This is a genomic window from Staphylococcus sp. 231237_7MaSpsaltlick (assembly GCF_043107035.1).
In genome coordinates this window covers 1-989 of record NZ_JBICNX010000169.1, presented here as the reverse complement: position 1 = coordinate 989, position 989 = coordinate 1, and the positions used below count along the sequence as shown (strand labels likewise).

Annotated in this window: 1 protein-coding gene; it reads right to left on the bottom strand. The window is 24.9% G+C overall.

Features of this window, described 5'->3' with window-relative positions:
* Positions 1-246 precede the first annotated feature (246 nt).
* The gene (locus tag ACF91D_RS30685; RefSeq protein WP_392438531.1) at positions 247-612 is read right to left on the bottom strand and encodes a DUF4870 domain-containing protein; all 366 of its coding nucleotides are present in this window, start codon (positions 610-612) and stop codon (positions 247-249) included.
* Positions 613-989: the final 377 nt, after the last annotated feature.

Below are 989 nucleotides of genomic sequence, written 5' to 3'. Positions count from 1 at the left end.
ATTTAATAAATAGTAGCAATGTATTTTTAACAGGTGGTGATTACGGTATGGATGCATCGATAATTTCTATATTAAGTTATATGTTAGTTATAATAATACTTTTATTCAGAAAAAGACATCTAAGAAATTCCAATATAAAATGAATAAATTAAAACAAAGCATTCTTCATTACAAAATGAAAGATGCTTTATTTTTGTTTGTCTTTATTATTTTAATATCTTAATTCACACTTAGCCAACCATTTTATCACTTGATAATTTCGATTGTAAGAGGTACAACAAAATCTTCCCCTTTATTTACTGTGACAATACCAATAATCGCATAGACAAATCCTGCGATTGATAAAATAAATAGCGGGATGTAACCAATAAGAACGATAGTTAATATCCAAGATACAATGATGTACGAAGTATAGCTTATTGCAAAGCTTAAGTAATTTTTACCTTGTCTGTTTATATATTTAGATTCATCTTTTTTCATAATCCATATAATTAATGGACCAATAAATCCTGTGAATATATTTAATATCCATATTAACATAGCCATTGTCTTATCGTTTTGACTTACATTTGGGAAAGCATGTGGGTTTTTTGATTGATTTTGAAAATTCATTTTTAAATCCTTAATTTTTATATAAAAACGAACTACTATATAATTAGTTTAATTGATTTTGCTCAACTTGTATACATCTTTTTAAGTAGAATATAAACGTTTAATTTATTAATAATAGTTATACATGATCAGATTAATTAATTCTCTCACTTTTTATGTTTTTCAATATATTTATTTCCCTAGAATACTCTAGTTCCAATGACTAATTTCTAGTATATGTTCCCAAGTTAATATGAATTTGCAAGACTGGACTTCATGATTTTAATATTTGTACACTTGTCATAAATGTTTTAGATTATTTAAGTCTATAAAGTTTGATGTTTATCACAACAAATGTAATTCCTAGACGATAATTTTACATAAGGTTTGTTGTATGT

Coding starts and splice junctions, on each gene's coding strand:
- ACF91D_RS30685 (WP_392438531.1), bottom strand. CDS start 612: ATGAATTTTCAAAATCAATCAAAAAACCCACATGCTTTCCCAAATGTA.